This window comes from Streptomyces sp. NPDC098101 (genome assembly GCF_044760185.1).
Classification (GTDB): Bacteria; Actinomycetota; Actinomycetes; order Streptomycetales; family Streptomycetaceae; genus Streptomyces.
The window spans coordinates 1-22,079 of record NZ_JBIWAS010000002.1 but is presented as its reverse complement, the minus strand read 5'-3'; the positions used below and the strand labels follow the sequence as shown (position 1 = coordinate 22,079).

Annotated in this window: 18 protein-coding genes and 1 rRNA gene; 9 read left to right on the top strand and 10 right to left on the bottom strand. The window is 72.5% G+C overall.

Annotation, left to right across the window (positions count from 1 at the left end; translation table 11 throughout):
- The first annotated feature begins 318 nt into the window (after positions 1-318).
- Positions 319-873, top strand: coding sequence for a DJ-1/PfpI family protein (locus ACIQVI_RS07320; protein WP_121832668.1), 555 nt, complete (start codon positions 319-321; stop codon positions 871-873).
- Positions 874-970: 97 nt separating this feature from the next.
- Here ACIQVI_RS07320 and ACIQVI_RS07315 read toward each other — a convergent pair whose 3' ends face one another.
- Both ACIQVI_RS07315 and ACIQVI_RS07310 read right to left on the bottom strand, forming a co-directional pair.
- On the bottom strand, positions 971-1,630 hold the full coding sequence (locus ACIQVI_RS07315) for an HAD family hydrolase (RefSeq protein WP_351971627.1): 660 nt from the start codon (positions 1,628-1,630) through the stop codon (positions 971-973).
- Between the two features lie 68 nt (positions 1,631-1,698).
- On the bottom strand, positions 1,699-2,205 hold the full coding sequence (locus ACIQVI_RS07310) for a DUF6912 family protein (RefSeq protein WP_121832670.1): 507 nt from the start codon (positions 2,203-2,205) through the stop codon (positions 1,699-1,701).
- Positions 2,206-2,480: 275 nt separating this feature from the next.
- Here ACIQVI_RS07310 and ACIQVI_RS07305 point away from each other — a divergent pair, with 275 nt between their 5' ends.
- Positions 2,481-3,404 (top strand): Rv3235 family protein, encoded by a 924-nt coding sequence (locus tag ACIQVI_RS07305; protein ID WP_403592367.1) that lies wholly within the window; start codon positions 2,481-2,483, stop codon positions 3,402-3,404.
- A 62-nt stretch (positions 3,405-3,466) separates the two neighbouring features.
- On the opposite strand, the gene secA is transcribed toward ACIQVI_RS07305, so the two are convergent.
- Positions 3,467-6,271, bottom strand: a complete 2,805-nt coding sequence (gene secA / locus ACIQVI_RS07300; protein ID WP_403592364.1) for a preprotein translocase subunit SecA — start codon at positions 6,269-6,271, stop codon at positions 3,467-3,469.
- 239 nt (positions 6,272-6,510) lie between these two features.
- On the opposite strand from secA, the gene ACIQVI_RS07295 reads away from it, so the two are divergent.
- Both ACIQVI_RS07295 and ACIQVI_RS07290 read left to right on the top strand, forming a co-directional pair.
- On the top strand, positions 6,511-7,095 hold the full coding sequence (locus ACIQVI_RS07295; RefSeq protein WP_403592361.1) for a GNAT family N-acetyltransferase: 585 nt from the start codon (positions 6,511-6,513) through the stop codon (positions 7,093-7,095).
- 46 nt (positions 7,096-7,141) lie between these two features.
- On the top strand, positions 7,142-8,311 hold the full coding sequence (locus ACIQVI_RS07290) for a winged helix-turn-helix domain-containing protein (RefSeq protein WP_403592359.1): 1,170 nt from the start codon (positions 7,142-7,144) through the stop codon (positions 8,309-8,311).
- 124 nt (positions 8,312-8,435) lie between these two features.
- On the opposite strand, the gene ACIQVI_RS07285 is transcribed toward ACIQVI_RS07290, so the two are convergent.
- The 6 genes from ACIQVI_RS07285 to mtrA form a co-directional block, all read right to left on the bottom strand.
- Positions 8,436-9,188 carry a response regulator transcription factor gene (locus ACIQVI_RS07285; protein ID WP_351971867.1) on the bottom strand — a complete coding sequence of 251 codons (753 nt, stop codon included), beginning with the start codon at positions 9,186-9,188 and terminating at the stop codon, positions 8,436-8,438.
- A gap of 197 nt (positions 9,189-9,385) precedes the next feature.
- A complete protein-coding gene (gene hpf / locus ACIQVI_RS07280) occupies positions 9,386-10,081 on the bottom strand; it encodes a ribosome hibernation-promoting factor, HPF/YfiA family (protein ID WP_351971868.1) in 696 nt (231 codons plus the stop codon).
- Positions 10,082-10,376: 295 nt separating this feature from the next.
- Positions 10,377-11,180 (bottom strand): ComF family protein, encoded by an 804-nt coding sequence (locus tag ACIQVI_RS07275; protein ID WP_403592355.1) that lies wholly within the window; start codon positions 11,178-11,180, stop codon positions 10,377-10,379.
- Between the two features lie 169 nt (positions 11,181-11,349).
- A complete protein-coding gene (locus ACIQVI_RS07270) occupies positions 11,350-13,212 on the bottom strand; it encodes an LpqB family beta-propeller domain-containing protein (RefSeq protein ID WP_403592352.1) in 1,863 nt (620 codons plus the stop codon).
- Positions 13,202-15,262, bottom strand: a complete 2,061-nt coding sequence (mtrB, locus tag ACIQVI_RS07265) for an MtrAB system histidine kinase MtrB (protein ID WP_403592349.1) — start codon at positions 15,260-15,262, stop codon at positions 13,202-13,204. Before mtrB ends, ACIQVI_RS07270 begins: the two co-directional genes overlap by 11 nt.
- Position 15,263: 1 nt before the next feature.
- On the bottom strand, positions 15,264-15,941 hold the full coding sequence (gene mtrA, locus ACIQVI_RS07260) for a two-component system response regulator MtrA (RefSeq protein ID WP_010356958.1): 678 nt from the start codon (positions 15,939-15,941) through the stop codon (positions 15,264-15,266).
- A 332-nt stretch (positions 15,942-16,273) separates the two neighbouring features.
- Between mtrA and ACIQVI_RS07255 the strand changes: the two genes are divergently transcribed.
- The 5 genes from ACIQVI_RS07255 to ACIQVI_RS07235 are packed head-to-tail and all read left to right on the top strand — an operon-like array spanning position 16,274 to position 21,717.
- The gene (locus ACIQVI_RS07255) at positions 16,274-17,488 is read left to right on the top strand and encodes a hypothetical protein (RefSeq protein ID WP_403592346.1); all 1,215 of its coding nucleotides are present in this window, start codon (positions 16,274-16,276) and stop codon (positions 17,486-17,488) included.
- Positions 17,489-17,492: 4 nt separating this feature from the next.
- The gene (locus tag ACIQVI_RS07250; RefSeq protein ID WP_403592343.1) at positions 17,493-18,185 is read left to right on the top strand and encodes a DUF4129 domain-containing protein; all 693 of its coding nucleotides are present in this window, start codon (positions 17,493-17,495) and stop codon (positions 18,183-18,185) included.
- Positions 18,182-19,417, top strand: a complete 1,236-nt coding sequence (locus ACIQVI_RS07245; RefSeq protein ID WP_403592341.1) for a DUF4350 domain-containing protein — start codon at positions 18,182-18,184, stop codon at positions 19,415-19,417. The genes ACIQVI_RS07250 and ACIQVI_RS07245 overlap by 4 nt, the downstream gene beginning before the upstream one ends.
- A complete protein-coding gene (locus tag ACIQVI_RS07240; RefSeq protein WP_403592338.1) occupies positions 19,414-20,397 on the top strand; it encodes an AAA family ATPase in 984 nt (327 codons plus the stop codon). Before ACIQVI_RS07245 ends, ACIQVI_RS07240 begins: the two co-directional genes overlap by 4 nt.
- A 12-nt stretch (positions 20,398-20,409) precedes the next feature.
- Entirely contained in the window at positions 20,410-21,717 is a 1,308-nt protein-coding gene (locus ACIQVI_RS07235; protein WP_403592335.1) for a DUF58 domain-containing protein, read from the top strand.
- Between the two features lie 88 nt (positions 21,718-21,805).
- On the opposite strand, the gene rrf is transcribed toward ACIQVI_RS07235, so the two are convergent.
- Positions 21,806-21,922 (bottom strand): 5S ribosomal RNA (rrf, locus tag ACIQVI_RS07230).
- Positions 21,923-22,079 lie beyond the last annotated feature (157 nt).

Below are 22,079 nucleotides of genomic sequence, written 5' to 3'. Positions count from 1 at the left end.
TCGTGTTTCCGCGAAAGGCGGCGTCATGCCCGGATGAGAGATGCCCGGGTCGTCTACGGCCGCCGGTCGCGGCCCGCCCGGGCGAAGGGGATCGGCACACGCACGGTCGGCCCGGCCGCCGGAGCGGGTCGGGCGGCAGCCGGGGGCTTCACTGCCCCCTCGGCGTATCGCGCTGATCACGTCGGAAAGCCTATCGCTCCCGACCCCCGAACCGTCATGAGCCGTATGTGTACAAAAGAGGGGGTGGAAGTTTGACGTTATGGACAGCGACACATGTCCTCAGGGCACGGCATCCGACTTCTGTGAGCGGGGAGAGCCATGGCGAGGATCCTGATCGTGACCGGCGACGCGGCGGAGTCGCTGGAGGTGCTGTACCCCTACCAACGCCTCCTGGAGGAGGGGTACGAGGTCGACATCGCGGCTCCGGCCCGCAAGACGCTGCGGTTCGTGGTCCACGACTTCGAGCCCGGCTTCGACACGTACACCGAGAAGCCCGGCTACACCTGGCCCGCCGACCTGGCGTTCTCGGAGGTCGACCCGGGGGCGTACGCGGCGGTGGTGATCCCGGGCGGCCGGGCGCCGGAGTACCTGCGGAACGATCCGGAGCTCCGCAAGATCCTCAAGGCCTTCTTCGACGCGGACAAGCCGGTCGCGCAGATCTGCCACGGCCCGCTCCTGACGGCGGCGACCGGCAGCCTGGAGGGCCGCCGGGTCACGGCCTACCCGGCCCTGGAGCTCGACATGCAGGCGGCCGGGGCGTCCTTCCAGGACACGGCGGCCGTGGTGGACGGCCTGCTCGTCTCCTCGCGGGCGTGGCCGGACCACCCGGTCTGGATGAGGGAGTTCCTGAAGGTGCTCGGGTCGCGGGGCTGACGCCGGGGAAACCCGTCGGCGGAGGGTCTGGGGCCTGTCCGGCGGATCGTCGGCGGAGGGGCTGGGGCCTGTCCGGCGGATCATGGCCGGGGAGGCCCTAGACCAGCTCCTCCGCCACGGCGACCGCCTCCGCGAGGGAGTCGACCACCGGCACCCCCACCCGCTCCAGGGAGGCGCGGCTGTGCGAGCCGCCGGTGTAGAGCACGGCCTTGGCCCCGACGTGCGCGGCGGCGAGCGCGTCGTCCGCCGCGTCGCCGATGACGACCACCCGCTCGGGCAGGACGCCCTCCAGGGCGGCCAGGTGGCGCACCATGTGCCCGGACTTCCCGTCCGTGGAGGTGTCGGTCCGCCCGTCCATGCGCAGGAACCGCTCCGCGATCCCGTGCCGCCGCACGAGGGGCACGAGGTCGGCGTGCGGGGCGAGCGAGAGGAGCGACTGCGTGAAGCCGGACGCCTGGCGCGCGGCGAGCAGTTCGGCGGCGCCGAGGGTCAGGCCGCAGTTCTCGGCGCGCTCCCAGTAGTGCCGGTGGAAGACGCCGTCCATGAGGGTCCACTCGGCGTCGGTGGGCAGCCGCCCCATGAGCCGCTCGTAGAACTTCGGCACCGGCACCATGTACAGCTCGCGGTACCGCTCCAGCGTGAGCGGTTCGAGTCCCAGTTCGGCGAAGGCGGCGTTCGTCGCCCCGATGACGGCGTCGATGTCGTCGAGCAGCGTGCCGTTCCAGTCCCAGACCAGGTGTTTTCCGTGCTTCCCCATGGAAGGACGGTACCCGTCGCCCCGGGCGGCGAAGAGTGCGGAGCCCTCTTGGGATCCTCCCGTGACCCTCAGCCCAGCAGCCCGGGGATCTCCTGCACCCCGAACCACAGCAGTTCGTGGTCCTCGGCCCCGTCCACGGTGAACCGCGCGTCGTCGTCGCCGAGGTCCGCCGCGCCCAGCGCGTCCGCCGCCGCCCTGACGTCCGCCTCGGCGTCGTCCGCGTCGGCGTGCACGGCCGCGGCCTTGGCCAGCGGTACGGGTCCGGCGATCCGGACCTCGCCGATCGAACCGGCGTCGAGCCCGCGGTCGGGGTCCGTGGCCGCGTCCTCGTCGGCCACGTCGACGGCGACGACGATCCGGCGCCGGGGCGCCCCGGGGTCGGCGGCGAGCAGGCGCAGGGAGGCGGCGGCGGCCCGGCCGAGCGCCGCGTACTCCAGCTCCTCGATGTCGTCGGAGACGTACCACTCGCGCAGCACGGGGGTGACGGCGTAGGCGGTCAGCGGGCCGGGGCCCAGCTCGCCCGCCTTGTGCGCCTGTGCGAGACCGGGGAGGGTCAGGGGGACGTAGACGCGCATCGGCTGGCCGCTTTCGTAGAGGGAGAGATCCTCAGGATACGTGCGGAGTCCCCCTTCGGGGCGGCGGGCCGAACGAGCCGTCCGTCCACCCCCCGCGCCCGTACGCGGGACCTCCGGAGAGCCGATTTCCGACCCCGTCACCCGGATAGGTGATCTCCCTCCGCCCCACCCCGGGACGGGGGTCCCCTTGCGGCGCCCCGGGCCCCCGCCGTACAAGATCCCCAACGGAAGTTACCGACCGGTACCACTCGGTTACGCAACGACAGGGGCTCACCATGACCACGACGCTCACGCCGCCGACCACGACGCCGGGGACCGCCGGACCCGCGACGCCGGGGACCGTTGGACCCGCGACGCCCCGGGGCACGGCCGCGACGGCCACCGGCCCGGCTACGGCCACGGGGCCCGACAGGGCTCCGACCCCGGCCGCCGGCCTCGCCACGACCCCGACCGCTCCCTCTCCGACCCCGGTCGGCGGCCCCGCCACGACCCCGACCACCGTCTCTCTCACCCCGGTCGGCGGGCCTGCCGAGGCCCTGACCACGGCCCCCGCGCCCACCCCCACGCCTCCGGCTCCGGCTCCGGCTCCGGTCACCGTCTCCGTAACGGCCCTGCCCGCCACCGTCATGGCCGCACCTCCGGCCGTCCCGGCCACAGCCCCGGCCTCCGCCTCCTCGACAGCCACAGCCACCGGTCCCGCCACGGTCCCGGCCCAGGCGCCCGCCCCCGGCGGCGCCGCCACCCGTCGCCCCCGCACTCCGCGCCCCCGTACCGCCCCCGGTGGCCCCGCCGGGACCCGGCCGCGCGGGGCCGCCGGGGTCCGGCCCCGTACGCCCGAGCGCGGGGCGCCCCGCGCGCTCCCCCCGCACACCGTCTTCGCCGAGCGGCTGCTCGCCGTCCTGAGCGGGGAGCGGCCGGTGCACTGGATGCTCGGTCACACCCTCGGCGAGGCGTACGAGCAGCTCGTCCGGCTCGCCCCGGAGACGCCTCTGCGCTCGCTCGGCCCCCGGCCGGTCCTGCGCCGCTGCTCGGTCCAGGCGCACCCCGCGCAGGGCGCCGTCGAGGCCTTCGCGACCGTCGCCACCGGCGCCCGCGTCCGGGCGATGGCGTTCCGGCTCGAGCGCGGCGCGGACCAGCGCTGGCGCTGCGCGGCCGTGGAGCTCGACGGGCTGGGCGCGACCGCCGCCCACCGCACATGACGGCGGAGGGGCCGCCCACCCCACCGGGTGAACGGCCCCTCCCGCGCCGAAGGCTCAGCGCGTCACTTCTTGCGGCGACGCCCGCCGCCCGCGTTCTTCTGCGCCTTGCGCCGCTCCGCACGGGTCAGCCCGTCGCCGGAGTCCGGCTCGCCGGAGGAGAAGTCGCCCTCGACGACCCCGCCGTCGCCGTCCACGGTCGGCGCGGAGAAGTGCAGCCGGTCCGGCCGCTGCGGGGCGTCGAGCCCCTTGGCGCGGATCTCCGGACGCCCGGCACCGGCCGGCACCGCGTCGCTCTTGTCGAGCGAGGGCGCCTGCACCGGGACCTCCTCGACCTGCTGCTCGACCTGGACCTCCAGGTTGAACAGGTAGCCGACGGACTCCTCCTTGATGCCCTCCATCATGGCGGTGAACATGTCGAAGCCCTCGCGCTGGTACTCGACCAGCGGGTCCTTCTGCGCCATGGCGCGCAGGCCGATGCCCTCCTGGAGGTAGTCCATCTCGTAGAGGTGCTCGCGCCACTTGCGGTCCAGGACCGACAGGACCACGCGCCGCTCCAGCTCGCGCATGATCTCCGAGCCGAGCTGCTTCTCACGGGCGTCGTACTGCTCGTGGATGTCGTCCTTGATGGACTCGGCGATGAACTCGGCGGTGATGCCCGCCCGGTCCCCGGCCGCGTCCTCCAGGTCCTCCACGGTGACCTTCACCGGGTAGAGCTGCTTGAAGGCGTTCCACAGGCGGTCGAGGTCCCACTCCTCCGCGAAGCCCTCGGCGGTCTCCTGGCGGATGTAGTCGTCGATCGTGTCGTCCATGAAGTGCTGGATCTGCTCGCGCAGGTCCTCGCCCTCCAGGACGCGCCGGCGCTCGCCGTAGATGACCTCGCGCTGCCGGTTGAGGACCTCGTCGTACTTCAGGACGTTCTTGCGGGTCTCGAAGTTCTGGGTCTCGACCTGGGACTGCGCGGAGGCGATGGCGCGGGTGACCATCTTGTTCTCGATCGGCACGTCGTCCGGCACGTTGGCCATGGCCATCACGCGCTCCACCATCTGCGCCTTGAACAGGCGCATCAGGTCGTCGCCGAGCGAGAGGTAGAAGCGGGACTCGCCCGGGTCGCCCTGACGGCCGGAGCGGCCGCGGAGCTGGTTGTCGATACGACGGGACTCGTGGCGCTCGGTGCCCAGGACGTACAGCCCGCCGAGGTCCTTGACCTCCTCGAACTCCGCCTTCACGGCCTTCTCGGCCCGCTCCAGGGCGCCGGGCAGGGCCGCGGCCCACTCCTCGACGTGCTCGACCGGGTCCAAGCCCGCCTGGCGCAGCTCGGCCTCGGCGAGGTCGTCCGGGTTGCCGCCGAGCTTGATGTCCGTACCGCGTCCCGCCATGTTCGTGGCGACGGTGACGGCGCCGCGGCGGCCGGCCTGGGCGACGATGCTGGCCTCGCGCTCGTGGTGCTTGGCGTTGAGCACCTCGTGCTGGATGCCGCGCTTGGAGAGCTGCTGCGAGAGGTACTCGGACTTCTCGACGGAGGTCGTGCCGACCAGGATCGGCTGGCCCTTCTCGTGCTTCTCCGCGATGTCGTCGACGACGGCGGCGAACTTCGCGACCTCGGTCCGGTAGATCAGGTCCGACTGGTCCTTGCGGATCATCGGCTTGTTCGTCGGGATCGGGACGACGCCGAGCTTGTAGATCTGGTGGAACTCGGCGGCCTCGGTCATGGCCGTACCGGTCATGCCGGACAGCTTGTCGTACAGGCGGAAGAAGTTCTGGAGGGTGATCGTGGCGAGCGTCTGGTTCTCGTCCTTGATCTGCACCCCCTCCTTCGCCTCGATCGCCTGGTGCATTCCCTCGTTGTAGCGGCGGCCGGCGAGGATGCGGCCGGTGTGCTCGTCGACGATCATGACCTCGCCGTCGATGACGACGTAGTCCTTGTCCTTCTTGAACAGTTCCTTCGCCTTGATGGCGTTGTTCAGGTAGCCGACGAGCGGGGTGTTCACCGACTCGTAGAGGTTGTCGATGCCCAGCCAGTCCTCGACCTTGGCGACGCCCGCCTCGTGGATGGCGACGGTGCGCTTCTTCTCGTCGACCTCGTAGTCGCCGGTCTCCTCGATGCCCTTGAGCTGGTTGCCGGGCTCGCCCTTGGTGAGGCGGGTGACCAGCTTGGCGAAGTCGCCGTACCACTTGGTGGCCTGGTCGGCGGGGCCGGAGATGATCAGCGGCGTACGGGCCTCGTCGACGAGGATGGAGTCGACCTCGTCGACACAGGCGAAGTTGTGGCCGCGCTGGACGAGCTCGTCCTTGGACCACGCCATGTTGTCGCGGAGGTAGTCGAAGCCGAACTCGTTGTTCGTGCCGTAGGTGATGTCGCAGCCGTACTGCTCGCGGCGCTGGGCCGGCGTCATGTTGGCGAGGATGCAGCCGACGTTCAGGCCGAGGAAGCGGTGGACCCGGCCCATGAGCTCGGAGTCGCGCTCGGCCAGGTAGTCGTTGACCGTGATCAGGTGCACGCCCTTGCCGGAGAGCGCGTTGAGGTACGCCGGGAGGGTGCCGACGAGGGTCTTGCCCTCACCGGTCTTCATCTCGGCGACGTACCCGAGGTGGAGGGCGGCGCCGCCCATCAGCTGGACGTCGTAGTGGCGCTGGCCGAGGACGCGCTTGGCGGCCTCGCGCACCGTCGCGAAGGCCTCGGGCATCAGGTCGTCGAGGCTCTCACCGTCGGCGTACCGCTGCTTGTACTCGTCGGTGAGCGCCCTCAACTCGGCGTCGGAGAGGTTGACGAAGTCCTCTTCGATGGAGTTGACCTGGTCCGCGATGCGGTGCAGTTTGCGCAGGATCTTGCCTTCGCCTGCACGCATGAGCTTGTTGAAGACGGACACTGAGGCTGGTCTCCTTGCCGGTCGGGCCTGGCACTAGGTCTTGTCATGGACACGAGCGCGGGCACGGCAGGTGGTCCCCACCGCAACGGCCATCGTAAGCGAGACCGCCCCCGCACAGGGAGGCCCGCAGTGCCGGAGCCGTACGCACGCCCGGAATGAGAACGCACGAGGCGGGCGGAAGGTGCCGCCCCATCCGAAAAGTGTTCGCTTCGGCACCGGCCGGTCACCACAATCCCTCCATGGAACCGATCACCCTCACCACCGACCGGCTGCGGCTGCGCAACCCCACCCCCGGCGACGCCGAGGACGTGTACGCGATCTGCCAGGATCCCGCCATCCGCCGCTGGACCACCGTCCCCGACCCCTACACCCGCCAGGACGCCGACTTCTTCCTGAACCGCCTGGTCCCCGACGGCTGGCGCGAGGACACCGAGTACCCCTTCGTCGCCGAACCGCTGGCCGGCGGCCCCCTGCTCGCCGCGGCCTCCCTGCACGACCGCGGCCTGGGCACCTGGGAGGTCGGCTACTGGCTGGCCCCGGACCACCGCGGCCACGGCTACATGACGGAGATCGTCCGCGCCCTGGCCCACTGGGCCTTCACCGGCCTCGGCTGCACGCGCCTGGTGTGGCGCGCCGAGGTGGGCAACACCGGCTCGCGCGCGGTGGCCGAGCGCGTCGGCTTCGTCATGGAGGGCACCCAGCGCGCCGCCCTGCCCAACAAGGGCACGCTCCGGGACGCCTGGGTCGGCGCCCTGCTCCCCTCCGACTTCGGCCTGCCCAGCCCCCTGCCGTACCTCCCCGCGCGCGACCTCCCGGCGGCCTGACGCGATCCCGCTCCCGCTGTCAGTGCCGGGGCCTAGGGTGCGGTCCATGACGTCTGTGCCGCGCCCCGCCGCCGAACTGTCCGCCGACGAAGCCCGCAGGATCGCGCTCCGCGCCCAGGGGTTCCTGGGCGCGCCCGACCGCCGCGCCGGTGTGCGCGGAGTGCTGCGGAGCCTCGGCCAGGTCCAGCTCGACACCATCTCGGTCCTGGCCCGCTCGCACGAGCTGATCCCGTACGCGCGCCTGGGCGCCGTGGGCCGCACGACGGTGGAGGACGCGTACTGGACGGGGACGCACGCCTTCGAGTACTGGTCGCACGCCGCCTGCGTGCTGCCCGTCGAGGAGTGGCCGCTCTTCGCCTTCCGCAGGCGCGCCTACCGCGGCCGCCCGCACTGGGGCCACGAGCTGTCGCCCGGCGCGTACGACAAGGTGATCTCCCAGCTGCGGGACGAGGGCCCGCGCACGGCGACCGAGCTGGGCGGCGCGAAGAACAAGGGCGAGTGGTGGGACTGGTCCGACTCCAAGATCGCCGTGGAGCGGGCGCTGATGCACGGCGAGGTGGTGGTGGTCGAGCGGCGCGGCTGGAAGCGGGTCTACGACCTGGCCGAGCGGGCGATCCCCGGGGCGCTGCTCCACGACGACCTGGACGACACCGAGTGCGTGCGGCGCCTGGTGCGGCAGGCGGGCGAGGCGCTCGGTGTGGGCACGCGCGCGGACATCGCCGACTACCACCGGCTCAAGGGCGAGCAGTTCGACGCGGTGGTCGAGGCGTCGGGGCTCGTGCCGGTGACGGTGGCGGGCTGGGGGAAGCCGGCCTGGGCGGACCCGGCGGCCCTGGCGACCGAGCCGCGCGGCCGGCACCGCACGACGCTGCTCTCGCCGTTCGACTCGCTGATCTGGGAGCGGGCCCGCACGGAGCGGATCTTCGGCTTCACGCACCGCCTGGAGGCGTACGTGCCGAAGCAGAAGCGGATCCACGGCTACTTCGCGATGCCGGTGCTCTCCGGCGGCCGCCTGGTCGGCCGGGTGGACCCGGCCCGCGAGGGCCGGACGCTCGTGGCCCGCCAGGTGACCCTGGACGGCCCCAAGGCGGTCCCGGCGGTGGCCCGCGCCCTGCGCGAGGCGGCCGAGTGGGTCGGCTGCGACACGGTGACGGTGATCCCGGACCGCGTGAACCTCCCGTCCCTGACCCCGGAACTGATCAGGGAACTGGGCTGAGACCCGGAGGCCCCCGGCGGACCGGAGGGCCTCAGCGGATCTCCAAGATCTTCTCCCGCATCGCACTGCATCCCCCGGGGGGCGACCCCCGGACCCCCAGCAGGGGCGTCCCCCGGCGGGAGCCTCAGCGGATCTCCAGGATCTTCTCCCGCATCGCGTAGACCACGGCCTCCATCCTGGAGTGCAGCTGAAGCTTCTCCAGGATGTTCCGGACGTGGTTCTTCACGGTGTTCTCGGAGATGAACAACTCCTTGGCGATGTCCCGGTTGTTCATCCCGGTCGCGACGAGCTTGAGGACCTCCAGCTCGCGGTCGGTCAGCCGGGGCGCGGGCACGAGCCTGCGCTCGTCGGTCCGCTGGATCATCGACTTGAACTCGGTGAGGAGCTTGGACGCCATGGAGGGGCTGATCTGGGACTGCCCGTCCGCGACCGCGCGGATCGCCGTCGCGACCTCGTCGGTGGAGATCTCCTTGAGGAGGTAGCCGGTGGCCCCCGCCTTGATCGCCTCGTAGAGGTCGGCCTCCTCGTCGCTGATCGTCAGCATGATGATCTTCGCGCTGGGGGCGACCTCCTTGATGGTGGTGCACGCCTCGATGCCGCCGCGCCGGGGCATCCGCACGTCCATCAGGACGATGTCGGGCAGCAGATCGGCCGCTTTGTCGACCGCCTCGGCCCCGTCACCCGCCTCTCCGACGACCTGGATGTCCTCTTCGTGTGCGAGGACGATCTCCAGACCGCGCCGGAAAAGGGCGTGGTCGTCCACGACGAGGACCCGGATCGGCTCCTTGCGGAACGTTCCGCTGTCCGAATCCGATCCCTCCGGGACCGACTCACCGTGCTCGCGCCCGCTGAGCACCGGCCCGAAGCTGTCCGCCATCGTTCCTCCCCCTGAAGGCCGTGGCCTGAATTCGTTTCCGGTCCTCCAACCCGTGCCCAGGAAGCACCGGTTGGCGTGCATGCCATGATTTCATGCCCGGGCGGATGCGGTTCGATCCTCGGGCGCACGGGGGTGCCCCTGGGGGCGCGTCGGGCGCTCCAGGGGCACCGTGGAAGGGGAAGGGCGCGGGGCGGCGATCAGCCGCCGAGCGCACCGCCGGCGCCGCCGTCGGCGAGCGGGTCGCTCTCCGCGAGCGGGTCGCTCTCCAGGTGGATGACGCCGTAGTCGTACGCGTGTCGCCGGTAGACGACGCTCGGCTGCTTGGTGTCGGAGTCGACGAAGAGGTAGAAGTCGTGCCCGACCAGCTCCATCTCGTAGAGCGCCTGGTCGAGCGTCATCGGTGCGGCCTTGTGGGTCTTCTCGCGGACCACCAGCGGGCCGTCGCCCTGGACTTCGATCGAGCCCACCATCTTGGTGGGCACCTCGTCGGTCTCGTCGACGACGAGCCGTCCGTCCCCGTCGAACTGGGCGACGCCGGGCACGACGTCACCGACCTCGGCGGCCGACAGCCGGCCGTTGCCACGGCGGGTGTACCGCTTGTCGTGCTGCTTGCGCAGTCGCGCCTCGAGCTTGTCGCTGGCGAGGTCGAGCGCTGCGTACGGGTCGCCTGCCGCAGCCTCCGCCCGGATCACCGGGCCGCGGGAGTGGAGGGTGATCTCCACGCGGTCGGACCGGTCGGCCTGCCGCGGGTTGTGCTCCTTGGACACCTCGACGTCGAGGCTGATCACCTTGCCGTCGAGCTTCTGGATCTTCTCCAGCTTCAGCTTCTCGGCCACGTGCTTGCGGAACCGCTCGGGCACCTCGGTCTTGCGGCCCTTGACGACGATGTCCACGCAGAACTCCGTTCCCGGATCGCCCGGATCGGCTCCTCGGCCGCCGGGCATCTCCCTTTGCACCAGACTCCGGATGGATTACCGGAGCTCGGACTCGGCGACTTTCACCTCCTCCTCCCCGGTCGGGAAGATCCCCACCCCTTCGGCAGGAGGTTAATTCGCCCTGAACTCCTGTCCAGAGGCGCAACCATGTATTCGGTGAGGAGACGGCTTTCGCCATTCCTCACAACCGAACATAGCCCCTTCGGACGGGTGTCGGCACCCGCTGCCGCGACATACCTCCGTTCGGGCGTTTTCACCTCTCACCACCTGCAACGATCCAAGATCTCGAAGAGTTCCGGTTTATTTCGAACGAAGCGGGAGAGGATGCAATCACAGCCGCCGCCCGCTGTTCGAATCCGTGCTGCGCGGAAGCGGCCGGTAAACCGTGCGGTATTTCAGAAATGAACGAAAGCTGTACGGCTCCGAGGGCGCGGGCCGCCTCCGCCAGCGAGGCGCCGGTGGTCATCAGGTCGTCCACGAGCACCACCGTTCCCGTCGCGAGCAGCCGCGCGCCGCCCGGCGCGACCTCGAGGGCCCCGGAGAGGTTCGCGAGGCGCCCCCGCGCCCCGAGCCCGGCCTGGTCCGCCACGTACCGCCGCTGCCGCAGCACGGGCACCACCCGCACGTCCCGCCCCGCCCGCCGCAGCCTCCCGGCCGCGGCCAGGGCGATCCGCCGCGTCGGATCGTGCCCACGCGCCCGCACGGAGCGCCGCGAGGACGGCACCGGTACGAGGAGCAGCGGCCCGGCCCCGGACCCCGGCACGGCCCCGGCGGCGGCCTCCACGGCACCGGCCAGGGCGCCGCCCAGGGGCCCGGCGAGGGCGAGCGCCCCGCGTTCCTTGTGGGCGAGGAGCACTTCCCGTACGGCGTCGGCGTAGGGCGCGGCCGCGTGGACCGCAGGGAGCCCGGCGGGCTCGGGCTCCGGCCGCACGCGGCGCGGCCCGGTCCCGGTCAGCGCCTCCGCGCACTCCGGGCACAGCTCGGTCCGCGGTCTGCCGCAGCCTCCGCAGGCGACCGGCAGGACCAGCCCGGCGATCTCGCGCCACCACCCCCGCATGGCTCCACTGTGCGCCTTCCGGCGCCCTCCGGCCACCCCTGTGGAAAACCCCTGCGGCGAGCGGCGGGAGCGGCGCTCGCCGAAGAATCCCGGCAGGCCCCGGAGTACGTCAGGTACGCCCCGCGCGGGCCGGTGCGGGCCGCCGGGAGAAGGCCCCGGCCGGACGGTCCTAGCCGGGATAGACCGGCGAGTCCCCGGTCTTCACCACCGGCTGCCAGTTCGTCCCCGGCGGCAGCCGGACGATGCCGTCCTCGGAGTCGGCCACCATCGGCGTGTCCACCGACTCCGTGTGCGGCGCGGACACCGAACTCACCCCGTTCAGACCGGGGAGCACCGAGGTCGTGGAGGTCGAGCCGTCCGTCTGGAGGTAACGGATCTGCTGCACGCCCCCCGCCTCCTTGCCGACCACGACGAGCCGGCTCGGCCCGGCCCAGGAGACGGCCGTGACCGACTCCATCCGGGGCGCGGCGGGCTGGAGGTCCACCACCGAGACGGTGCTCTCCTCGTCCGTCGTCTGCCGCTCGATCCGGCCGATCTGGAGGGTGGTGCGCTCGCCGTGCCTGACCACCAGGGCGATCCGGACGCCGTCGGCGGAGACCCGCAGCGACTCGATCCGGTCCTCCTCCAGCCACGGCGTGCGGACCTCGACGGGCTGCCCGGTGCCGCCCGGCACCATCCACAGCCGGCGCTTGGCCGGATCCCGGTCGGCCACCCACAGGTCGCCCCGGCCGCCCCAACTGGGCGCGGACAGCCGGTCCTCCGGCCGGACGCCCTTGCTCTCCAGGACGGCCGGCTGGGCGGCCTGCTCCATGGTGATCGAGGAGACGAACAGCCGCTGACCGTTCTTGTCGACCCCGGCCGCCCGGGTCTCGCCCCGGTCGACGGCGATCGACCCGAGGGCCACCGGGCCCTTGCCGAGCGGCCCCGGCACGTCGACCGGCGCGGCCGTCTCCTTGCCCGCGACCACCAGCTTCTTCAGCCTGCCCTGCTCGTCGACGAAGTACGGCTTCTCGTCGAGGTCGGTCTCCCGGACCGGCGCGAACTCGGCCGCCTGCCCCTTGCCGAGCCGGCACAGCGAGTCCTGCCCGTCCAGCAGCTCCACCTGCTCGACCCGTACGGACGGCAGGTCGCGCAGCGTGAACAGCAGCTGCGCCGCCATCCGCCGGCACGCCACCCCGTCGGCCCGGTTCCCCTTGAAGTCGAGCGGCACCTTCAGCGTGGACTGGTCGTCCGTCGCCAGGGTGGTGACGTCCTTCTGGAGCGTCGTACGGGAGGGGAAGCTGGAGTCGACGGCCTGCTTCAGCCAGTTCGTCGGGCCGTCGAGCAGCGCCTTGACGGTCTGGGTCACCGGATCCATCCGGGTGACCGGATCCTGCCGCTGCCGGATGTAGACGGGATCGGCGACGACCCAGTCCTCCCCGGAGGCGAAGTAGTACTTGTTGACCGACCGGTAGTTGCGGAGGAAGTCGGCCTCGCCGAGGACCAGACCGGGCGGGAGGCTGTCGATCCGCCACTCCTTGCCCTTGCCGTTCCCCACCGGCTCCTGCACGACCTGGATCGACCACAGGTAGTCGGCGGGGCCGATCGGCTGGTACGCGTGACGGGCGTCCACCGTCGCGATCTTGCGACCGGCGAGCGGGTAGACCCGGACCTCCTTGTCGGGGTCGGCGTTGCGGTCGGCCTGCTTGCGGCTGGGCGCGGTGGCGAGCACGGTGATGCTCTGCTCCGGCTTCCAGCTGCCCGCTGCCTTCTTCGTCAGGTACTTGCGGGCGGTGGCGAAACCGGGGTCGTCACTGGTCATGGCCTCCAGGAAGCCGTCGACGATCTCGCCCGGGGCCGCGTTCTCGCGGGGAGCGACGGCGTAGACCCGCACCTGCGAGTCGCCCGTGTTGGAGCCCTTCACCTGCTGTACTTCCCCGCTGTCGGGCATCGACGCGCAGCCGCCCGCCAGAAGGGCGCCGCACGCGGCAAGCAGCGTCGCCCGCGCGACCCGTCCCCGCCCCGCGTGCTCCGCTCGGGAGTCAGCGCCCACGTGTCCCGCCCTCCTGCTCCGCGTTCCCGTTCCCCCGGCCGTTCCCGTTGCCTCCGCCGTCCCCGCCGCCGCTCCGGCCGGCGGTCGCCGTGCCCGGCCCGCGGCCGTCGGTATCCGTCGCCGGCCGCGGCACCACCCGGGCGCCGCTGCCGGGCAGCGCCGTCGGGTCGACGGTCGCCCGGGGCGCCCCGGGCAGCCCCGGCGGCACGGGGAGCGCCTGCCGGTCCCCGCCGGGCTGCGCCGGCACCGCCGTCCGGCGGGCGTTCTCCCGCGCGTGGCCGGCGGCCGCCTGCTCGCGGTTGCGGCGCGAGTCCTCGGGCTCCAGGGGTATCGGGGAGCCCCGCAGCGGCTCGTCCGCCGTACGCGGCAGGGTGAGCCGGAACTGCGAACCGCCGCCGGGCTCGCCCCAGGCCTGGAGCCAGCCGCCGTGCAGCCGGGCGTCCTCGACGGCGATCGACAGGCCGAGGCCGGTGCCGCCGGTCGTCCGGGCACGGGCCGGGTCGGCCCGCCAGAAGCGGTTGAACACCCGGGTCGCCTCGCCCGGCTTCAGCCCGACGCCGTAGTCGCGGACGGCGACGGCGACGGCCCCGCCCGCGGCGGCCAGCTTCACCACCACGTCCCGGCCCTCGCCGTGCTCGACGGCGTTGACGACGAGGTTGCGCAGCACCCGCTCGACGCGGCGGGCGTCCGCCTCGGCCACCACCGGCTGCTGGTCTCCGACGACCACGATCCGGGTGTTCTTGCGCTCGGCGAGGGGCTCGGCGCCGCCTATGACCCGGCGCACGACCTGCCGCAGGTCTATCGGCTCGGCCTCCAGGGCGGCCGCGCCCGCGTCGAACCGGCTGATCTCCAGGAGATCGGAGAGCAGCGACTCGAAGCGGTCGAGCTGGTCCCCGAGGAGCTCGGCGGAACGTGCGGTGACCGGGTCGAAGTCGACCCGGGCCTCGTGGATGACGTCGGCCGCCATCCGGACCGTGGTCAGCGGGGTGCGCAGCTCGTGCGAGACGTCCGAGACGAACCGCCGCTGCATCCGCGACAGCTCCTCCAGCTGCTGGATCTTGAGCTGGAGGTTCTGGGCCATCTTGTTGAAGGCCTCGCCGAGGCGCGCGATGTCGTCCTCGCCAGTGACCTTCATCCGCTCCTGGAGGCGCCCGGCCGAGAGCCGCTCGGCGATCCCGGCGGCCATCCGCACGGGCGTGACGACCTGGCGCACCATGAGCCAGGCGATGGCCCCGAGCAGCACGACGACGAAGAGCCCGGCGGTCGCCAGGGTGCCCTTGACCAGGGCGAGGGAGTCCTCCTCCTGGGTCAGCGGGAAGAGGTAGTACAGCTCGTACTGGGTGCCCTCGGCGTCGTTCAGGCGCTTGCCGATCACCAGGCCGGGCTCGGACGCCTTGCTGCTGGTGTAGTGGATCCGCGTGAACTTCTGGAAGGTGTCGGTGCCCAGGGCCACCGAGTGCCGCAGTTCGCGGGGGATGCTCGTCGCCGGGTCGACCTCGCCGGAGGCGCGGACGCCACGGCTCGCGGTGTCACCGGTGTCGAGGGAGAGCGCGACCACGTTGAAGGCGCTCTGACCGCCGCTGGCGAGCTGCTCGACCAGGGTGGAGCGCCAGTTCACGGAGGCGCCGTCCCGCCCGCCGTCCGGCTGCCCGGGCGTCGCGGGGGTGGTCGCCGCCCGGTCCTGCGCGGCGGAGAACCCGCCGGCGGCCTGGCCCTGGGCGGCCTTCTCCTTGGCCTCGAGCAGACCGTTGCGGACCTGTCCGATGACGACGATGCCGAGCAGCAGCACGACCCCGAGGGACATCAGCAGGGTGCCCGCGACGATCCGCAGCTGGATGTTCCGCCGCCACAGGCGCACGGCGGGCAGCAGGGGCCGGCGGATCCAGCGCGCGACGAGCCGGAAGACCGGCCCTCCCCGCGCACCGTCCTGGAGGAGCCGCGCGCCGCGCGGCGGACGGCCGGAACGCGAGCCCCCCCGCCCCGGTCCGGCAGCCCGCCCCGTACGGCTTCCCGGGTCCCCGGGCTTCGGAGCAGTACTGCCCTTGCTCATGTCAGCTCGGTCCCGCCTTGTAACCGACGCCACGGACGGTCACCACGATCTCCGGGCGCTCGGGGTCCTTCTCGACCTTCGAGCGCAGCCGCTGGACGTGCACGTTCACCAGCCGGGTGTCGGCCGCGTGCCGGTAGCCCCACACCTGCTCCAGGAGGACCTCACGCGTGAAGACCTGCCACGGCTTGCGGGCGAGCGCGACGAGGAGGTCGAACTCGAGCGGGGTCAGGGCGATGGACTGCCCGTCCCGCTTCACGGAGTGCCCGGCCACGTCGATGACCAGGTCACCGATGGTGAGCTGCTCCGGAGCCGGCTCCTCGGACCGCCGCAGCCGCGCCCGGATGCGGGCGACGAGCTCCTTCGGCTTGAACGGCTTCACGATGTAGTCGTCGGCGCCGGACTCCAGGCCCACGACCACGTCGACCGTGTCGCTCTTGGCCGTGAGCATGACGATCGGCACTCCCGACTCGGCCCGGATGAGCCGGCACACCTCGATGCCGTCCCTGCCGGGCAGCATCAGGTCCAGCAACACCAGGTCGGGCTTCGCCTCACGGAAAGCGGCAAGCGCCTTGTCACCGTCCGCGACGAACGACGGCTCGAACCCTTCACCCCGCAGCACGATGCCGAGCATCTCGGCCAGTGCGGTGTCGTCGTCGACGACAAGAACGCGTCCCTTCATATCGACATCATCCCATTAGCCAATCGTTACCTGCCGTGACCTGTCCCACAGCGTCTCCCCCTGTCAGGGTCGTGATCTTGTGGAGAACGACCCGCTCGGCCCGCTGCCGCACGGTTCGCGCGGCCGGATCGGGCATCCGCACAGTGTGCCGTCTGCCGTCCGCACAATGAAGGTCCGGACGAAGCTACGAAGGACGAGGCCGCTCCCGCCCACGGGTGGGCCCCGCGTGGCACGATGGCACCCGGCCCGCCGCCGTGGTTCAGGTGTCGGCCGCCGTGACCGAGCCGGTTCGCCGATCCGGCGCCGCGACCATTCCCACGAGGTGGACGACCGTGAACGACACTCCGGGCTGGACTTCGCCCGGATCCGCCCCTTCCGGCGGCCAGGAAGGCTCCGGCATTCCCCGGCCCGCCGGCCCGGCCGACGTGAACGGCTCCACCTCCCAGTGGTCCAAGGACCAGCCGCCCGCCGGCCGGTGGACCCCGCCCACCGGACAGACGCCGCCCCCCGGCCCCGGCCGGAACTGGGGAGCGCCGCCCCCCGGCGCCCAGTGGGGCAGGCCGCCGGCCGCGAAGCCCGGTGTGGTCCCGCTGCGCCCGCTGGGCGTGGGCGAGATCCTCGACGGCTCGGTGAAGACCCTCCGCTCCTACTGGCGCACGATCCTGCCGATCACCGCCGCGCTCGCGGTGCTCGCCCAGGTCACCCACACCCTGGTCCAGCGCTATCTCGTCCCGGCGCCCCCGCCGCTCAGCTCGGACGCCACACCCGCCGAAGAGCTGGACCAGCTCGTCGAATCGGCCCGGTCCTCCCTGATCGGCCTGGGCCCGGACACGGTCGTGGCCCTGGTGGTGCTGACGGTCAGCAGCGCCCTGCTGGCCGTCGTGGCCGGCCGCGCGGTCCTCGGCCGCCCGATCTCGCCGGGAACCGCCTGGCGGGAGGCCCGCCCGCACCTGCCCCGGCTGCTCGGCCTGACCCTGCTGCTCGCGGTGATGGGCGCGGGCATCATGCTCGTCGGCCTGCTCCCCGGACTCGTGATCGGCGGCGCCCCGGGCATGGCCCTGGCCGCCGTCGGCGGCCTCGGCGCCCTGTTGGTCAACATCTGGCTGATGGTCCGCTTCAGCCTCGCCTCCCCCGCCCTGATACTGGAGCGCGGAGGCATCGTCCAGGCCCTGAAGCGCTCGGCGAAGCTGGTGCGCGGCTCGTGGTGGCGGATCTTCGGCATCACCCTGCTCATCCAGCTGCTGACCAACGTGTTCACGCTGATCATCTCGATCCCGTTCATCGCCATCGGCTTCGTGGTCGACGGCGAGGCCCTCTCCGCCCTCTCCTCCGGCTCTGCCGAGACCTTCGGCTGGCCGTTCCTGATCGTCACCGGCATCGGCGGAGTGATCACCGGCGCGGTCACCTACCCGATCTCCGCCGGTGTGACGGTCCTCCTCTACGTGGACCAGCGCATCCGCCGGGAGGCCCTGGACCTCGAACTGATCCGGGCCGCCGACCGCCCCGACCCCGGCCCCGCACCCGGCGACAAGGCCGTCGGGGGCTGATGCCGTGACGGGCGCGGGGGGCACGGCCACGGCACTGGCGCGCCTGCGCGCCGACGGCGACGTACCGGTGGACATCTCCCGTGTCCCCGCCCGCGAGGCGGCGGAGCGGGAGCTGTCCAGGCCGATGTACCACGAGAACGATCCGAGCCTCCTCCAGCGCGGCCTGAACCGCTTCTGGGAGTGGCTCGACGCCCTCTTCGGCTCCGCGTCCGGGGCCGCCCCGGGCGGCGTGCTCGGCCTCCTCGTCATCGCCCTGGTGGTGATCGCGCTCGCCGCCGCCCTCTGGTGGCGCCTCGGCACCCCCCGCCGGACACCCGCCACCACGGGCGACTCCCTCTTCGCGGACGGCCCCCGCTCCGCCCGCGACCACCGGGCGACCGCCGCCCGCCACGCCTCCGCCGGCCGCTGGAACGAAGCCGTCCAGGAACGGATGCGGGCCGTCGTCCGCTCCCTCGAAGAGCGCGCCCTGCTCGACCCCCGCCCCGGCCGCACGGCGGACGAGGCGGCCGCCGAGGCGGGCCGCTCCCTCCCCTCCCACGCGGACGAGCTGCGGCTCGCGGTCCGCGCCTTCGACGACGTCACGTACGGCGGCCGCACCGCCGACGAGTCCGCGTACCGCCGCGTCGAGGAACTGGACACCGCCCTGGAGCGGACCCGCCCCGCCCTCGACACCCCTCCCACGGGAACGCCCGCATGAGCAGCGCGGCCACCGGCACCCCGACACCCGACAGCGCGGCCCCCGCACCGGCCGGCACCACGTCGACCGCCCCTTCCGCCCGCCGGATCTGGACCCGTGTCCGCGGCACGGCCCTCGTCGTCGCCCTGGTCCTGATCGGCGGCCTCGTCCTCGCCACGGTCCGCTCCGCCGACGCCCACGGCGCCCTCGACCCCCGCTCCACCGAGCCCCACGGCAGCCGGGCCGTCGCCGAACTCCTCAAGCAGCGGGGCGTCACGCTCACCCTCGCCACCACCCTCGACGAGGCCACGACGGCCACGAACTCCGGAACCACCCTCCTGGTCACCGCCCCGGACCTGCTGACGGACGCCCAGCGGTCCACGCTCCGCTCGACCATGGAGAACTCCACCGGACGCACGGTCCTCCTCGGCGCGGGCTCCCCCTCCCTCGGCACCCTGGCCCCGGGAGTCACCGGCGCCCCCAGCACTACCGTCACGAACCTCTCCCCCGCCTGCGCCCTGCCCGCCGCCACCCGCGCCGGCAGCGTCGACCTGGGCGGCGAGCGCTACGAGGTCGCCCCCGGCACCACCGCCGACTCCTGCTACCCCTCCGGGGGCCGACCGACCCTGGTCCGCCTCCCCGGCACCGGCACCACCGACACGGTCCTCCTCGGCTCGCCCGACATCCTCCACAACGCCCGTCTCGACCAGCAGGGCAACGCCTCGCTCGCCCTGCAACTCCTCGGCTCCCGGCCCCATCTCGTCTGGTACCTCCCCTCCCTGTACGACGCCTCCGCCGACGCGTCCGAAGACGACACCACCGGAAACTTCCTCGCGCTCATCCCCTCCGGCTGGCTGTGGGGCACGCTCCAGCTCGCGCTCGCGGCCCTGCTCGCCGCCGTCTGGCGCGGCCGCCGCCTCGGCCCCCTGGTGACCGAGCGACTCCCCGTCGCCGTCCGCGCCTCCGAGGCCACCGAGGGCCGCGCCCGCCTCTACCGCAAGGCGAACGCCCGCGACCGCGCCGCCTCCGTCCTGCGCACCGCGACCCGCACCCGGCTCGCCCCGCTCCTCGGCGTCCCCACCCGGGACGCCCACTCCCCCGAACTCCTCCTCCCCGCGCTCTCCGCCCGTCTCCCCGGGACCACCGCGGACCCCAAGCACCTCCTCTTCGGCCCGGCCCCCGCCGACGACTCCGCCCTCATCCGCCTGGCGGACCAACTCGACGCCCTCGAAAGAGAGGTACGCACCTCATGAGCGCCCCGACCCCCGAGACCGCCACGAACTCGGACGGCGCCCGCGCCTCCCTGGAAGCCCTGCGCGCCGAGATCGCGAAGGCCGTGGTCGGCCAGGACCCCGCCGTCACCGGTCTCGTCGTCGCCCTGCTCTGCCGGGGACACGTCCTCCTCGAAGGCGTCCCGGGAGTCGCCAAGACCCTGCTGGTCCGCGCACTCGCCGCCGCGCTCGAACTCGACACCAAGCGCGTCCAGTTCACCCCCGACCTGATGCCGAGCGACGTCACCGGCTCCCTGGTCTACGACGCCCGCACCGCCGAGTTCTCCTTCCAGCCCGGCCCGGTCTTCACCCACCTGCTGCTCGCCGACGAGATCAACCGGACGCCCCCGAAGACCCAGTCGTCCCTCCTGGAGGCCATGGAGGAACGACAGGTCACGGTCGACGGCACCCCGCGCCCGCTGCCCGAACCGTTCCTGGTCGCGGCGACCCAGAACCCCGTCGAGTACGAGGGCACCTACCCCCTCCCCGAGGCCCAACTGGACCGGTTCCTGCTGAAGCTGACGGTCCCTCTGCCCTCACGCGCGGACGAGATCCAGGTCCTCACCCGTCACGCCGAGGGCTTCGACCCCCGCGACCTGAAGGCCGCCGGCGTCCGTCCCGTCGCGGGCCCCGCCGAGCTCGAAGCCGCCCGGGCCGCCGTCGCCGAGGTCTCGGTCTCCGCCGAGATCACCGGCTATGTCGTCGATATCTGCCGTGCCACGCGTGAATCCCCCTCGCTCACGCTCGGGGTCTCTCCCCGAGGCGCCACCGCCCTGCTCTCCACCGCCCGCGCCTGGGCCTGGCTCACCGGCCGGGACTACGTCACCCCGGACGACGTGAAGGCCCTCGCTCTCCCCACCCTGCGTCATCGCATCCACCTGCGGCCCGAGGCCGAGATGGAGGGAGTCACCCCGGACTCCGTCATCCACTCGATCCTCGCCCACGTCCCCGTACCCCGCTGAGAACGGCGCCCCATGGCCCTCACCGGACGAACCGCGCTGCTCGCGGCCCTCGGATCGCTCCCCGTCGGCATCCTCGCCCCCAGCTGGACGGGGATGCTCGCGGTGAACGCGCCCCTCTCACTCGCAATACTGTGCGACTACGCCCTGGCCGCGCCAGTACGAACGCTCCAATTCACCCGAAGCGGTGACACATCCGTTCGACTCGGTGACGCGGCGGAAGTCCAGCTCACGGTCACCAACCCGTCCCGCCGCCTCCGCGCCCAGCTGCGGGACGCCTGGCCGCCCAGCAGCTGGCTCCCCGGCACCGAACAGGCCTCCTCGCGCCACCGGCTGACCGTCCCCGCCGGCGAACGCCGCCGCCTCACCACGGTCCTGCGCCCGACCCGCCGGGGCGACCGCCTCGCCGAACGGATCACGGTCCGCTCGTACGGCCCCCTCGGCCTCGCGGCCCGCCAAGGCGGCCACGAGGTCCCCTGGACCGTCCGCGTCCTGCCCCCGTTCGCCAGCCGCAAGCACCTGCCGTCGCGCCTGGCCCGGCTCCGTGAACTCGACGGCCGCACCAGCGTGCTGACCCGCGGCGAGGGCACCGAGTTCGACAGCCTCCGCGAGTACGTGCCCGGTGACGACACCCGCTCGATCGACTGGCGCGCCACGGCCCGGCAGACCGCGGTCGCCGTCCGCACCTGGCGCCCCGAGCGCGACCGCCACGTCCTGATCGTCCTGGACACCGGCCGCACCTCGGCCGGCCGCGTCGGCGACGTCCCACGCCTGGACGCCTCCATGGACGCGGCCCTCCTGCTGACCGCTCTCGCCTCCCGCGCCGGCGACCGCGTGGATCTCCTGGCCTACGACCGCCGCCTCCGCGCCCAGGTCCAGGGCCGCTCCGCGAGAGACGTCCTGCCCGCCGTCGTCGACGCCCTGGCACCGCTCGAACCGGAACTGGTGGAGACCGATGCCCGTGGCCTGGCCGCGACCGCGCTCTCCCGTGCTCCCCGCCGCTCCCTGATCGTCCTGCTGACCGGCCTCGACGCCGCTCCGATCGAGGAAGGCCTCCTCCCGGCCCTGCCGCAGCTCACCCAGCGCCACACGCTTCTCGTGGCCTCGGTGGCCGATCCGCACATCGCCCGCATGGCCGCGAAGCGCGGCACGGTCGAGGGCGTGTACGAGGCCGCCGCAGCCACCCAGACACAGTCCCAGCGCACCCGCACCGCGGATCAGCTCCGGCGCCACGGCGTCACGGTCGTCGACGCCATCCCCGAGAACCTGGCCCCGGCCCTGGCGGACACGTACCTCGCCCTGAAGGCGGCCGGCCGTCTCTGAAACTCACCGGACCCCTGAATAGAGAAGGGAGGTGAACGCAAAAATGCCTCAACCCCCAGACATGGTCTGGGGGTTGAGGCTAAAAATTGTTCGGCGGTGTCCTACTCTCCCACAGGGTCCCCCCTGCAGTACCATCGGCGCTGAAAGGCTTAGCTTCCGGGTTCGGAATGTAACCGGGCGTTTCCCTAACGCTATGACCACCGAAACTCTATGAAACTATCGAACACCGCACGCACCGAACCCTGCGGTTCGAGGTGTGTTCGTTGTTTCAGAACTAACACAGTGGACGCGAGCAACTGAGGACAAGCCCTCGGCCTATTAGTACCGGTCAGCTCCACCCCTTACAGGGCTTCCACATCCGG

What these genes read in the sequence shown, in the direction of transcription:
- ACIQVI_RS07285 (WP_351971867.1), bottom strand. Translation starts at nt 9,188, where the DNA reads ATGGCGGACAGCTTCGGGCCGGTGCTCAGCGGGCGCGAGCACGGTGAG.
- mtrB (WP_403592349.1), bottom strand. Translation starts at nt 15,262, where the DNA reads ATGAGCAAGGGCAGTACTGCTCCGAAGCCCGGGGACCCGGGAAGCCGT.
- ACIQVI_RS07305 (WP_403592367.1), top strand. Translation starts at nt 2,481, where the DNA reads ATGACCACGACGCTCACGCCGCCGACCACGACGCCGGGGACCGCCGGA.
- ACIQVI_RS07275 (WP_403592355.1), bottom strand. Translation starts at nt 11,180, where the DNA reads ATGCGGGGGTGGTGGCGCGAGATCGCCGGGCTGGTCCTGCCGGTCGCC.
- ACIQVI_RS07290 (WP_403592359.1), top strand. Translation starts at nt 7,142, where the DNA reads ATGACGTCTGTGCCGCGCCCCGCCGCCGAACTGTCCGCCGACGAAGCC.
- ACIQVI_RS07295 (WP_403592361.1), top strand. Translation starts at nt 6,511, where the DNA reads ATGGAACCGATCACCCTCACCACCGACCGGCTGCGGCTGCGCAACCCC.
- ACIQVI_RS07235 (WP_403592335.1), top strand. Translation starts at nt 20,410, where the DNA reads ATGGCCCTCACCGGACGAACCGCGCTGCTCGCGGCCCTCGGATCGCTC.
- ACIQVI_RS07315 (WP_351971627.1), bottom strand. Translation starts at nt 1,630, where the DNA reads ATGGGGAAGCACGGAAAACACCTGGTCTGGGACTGGAACGGCACGCTG.
- ACIQVI_RS07310 (WP_121832670.1), bottom strand. Translation starts at nt 2,205, where the DNA reads ATGCGCGTCTACGTCCCCCTGACCCTCCCCGGTCTCGCACAGGCGCAC.
- mtrA (WP_010356958.1), bottom strand. Translation starts at nt 15,941, where the DNA reads ATGAAGGGACGCGTTCTTGTCGTCGACGACGACACCGCACTGGCCGAG.
- ACIQVI_RS07240 (WP_403592338.1), top strand. Translation starts at nt 19,414, where the DNA reads ATGAGCGCCCCGACCCCCGAGACCGCCACGAACTCGGACGGCGCCCGC.
- ACIQVI_RS07245 (WP_403592341.1), top strand. Translation starts at nt 18,182, where the DNA reads ATGAGCAGCGCGGCCACCGGCACCCCGACACCCGACAGCGCGGCCCCC.
- ACIQVI_RS07320 (WP_121832668.1), top strand. Translation starts at nt 319, where the DNA reads ATGGCGAGGATCCTGATCGTGACCGGCGACGCGGCGGAGTCGCTGGAG.